This is a genomic window from Desulfurococcus sp. (assembly GCF_038881575.1).
Classification (GTDB): Archaea; Thermoproteota; Thermoprotei_A; order Sulfolobales; family Desulfurococcaceae; genus Desulfurococcus.
In genome coordinates this window covers 1,617-2,909 of the sequence record NZ_JAVZPN010000020.1, presented here as the reverse complement: position 1 = coordinate 2,909, position 1,293 = coordinate 1,617, and the positions used below count along the sequence as shown (strand labels likewise).

The window sequence follows — 1,293 nt, the reverse complement described above, 5'->3', positions numbered from 1 at the left end:
GGTCTTCAACTGAAACCTTAATCGAGTTTATCTCAGGATCCGGTACAGCATAGGATCCGCCTAAACTTTTAATTACTGTTTCAACAATGCTTATTGACTTCGGTTTTAATGGTATTTCAGGCCACCCTCCACCTAAAGCAAATTTTATTACTTTCCCATCTATTTCGAGCCTTTTCCAACTCAATAGATCGGCCTTGTATTTTGCGGCGTAGTTTTTCACGTAATCCAATAGAGAGGCTCTCAAGTCATCAACGCCCTTTACTCCGCACTTTGTACTAACAGCGCTGGCAATCCAGGACGGGATCTCTCCGTATAAATCCCTTAGATCTTTAATTGTTTCTAAACTTATTGAAAGCCTGTCCTTCTTTATGGATTTGCTTCCTGGATCGTAGTATATGATCGTGTTAAATAAGCTTATCATCTTTGCCGTGTAATTTTGGATTGCAGCAATTGCAGTTCTAGAGGCGTAGTTGTCTATTTTTTGAAGCATTGCGTCCATAACCTCAATCATTATATCCTCGAAAGATTTTTCATCCTCATAGAGCGTTCTAAGCAAATCATATGTTGGAGTCCTTTTAGCTACATCCAGCCGCCTGCGCCTAACTTCCTTAATGTCTTTCGGCTTAATGTACTCTGTCAGGTTTGCAGAAGCATTAACTTGCGCTATATATTCACACAGTTCTTTTTGATCCTCTAAACGGAATTCCGGAACCACTATGGCGAAAAGGTTAAGGCGGGATGATATATTATTCCTAAATTTTTCGACGATAGATTTAGCTTCTTCACCTAGTTCTTGGGGTTTAGTCCCCTCAAGCAATTTTTTAGCGATGCTCCATGGTGAAGCTACGAGAATGGTAAAGGCGTCATGGTCGAGGTAATCTATAAACCTTGGCTTCTCAGTTTCCCCTGAAATATAGTCCCAGTCAACTAAAATTACTTTTGGTGGCGCCTTTTTTTCCGAGAAGCTTTGAAAGTAGCCAGAGAGCGAATACTGTCTAGTCATGTGCTCTTCGAGGTAAAATGTTATAGCTCTGTAGTCTTCAGCCTCAAGACCAGCTTTTCTCCTCTCCTCCTTTAAGAAGGAATCTAGCAGCTCCACTGGACCCGGAATAAGCGACATAATGTAGTAGTTGATGCCCTCATAGACTGTTGAGTTCACATAGGGCATTTTCTCCAGGTATCCTATAGCGTCGCTAATGCGCTTCAGAAGTGAGTCAGGGACTCCTCCGGCAAGCATCATCACTAAATCTTGAACCGTGCTACCCCTAAACTCTATTTCTTCCCTAGAGAGGA

At 41.9% G+C, this 1,293-nt stretch carries 1 protein-coding gene; it reads right to left on the bottom strand.

Annotation, left to right across the window (positions count from 1 at the left end; genetic code table 11):
• Positions 1-1,293, bottom strand: a 1,293-nt coding sequence (locus QXV08_RS08820; protein WP_342821572.1) for a hypothetical protein, incomplete at both ends; no start/stop codon positions are given.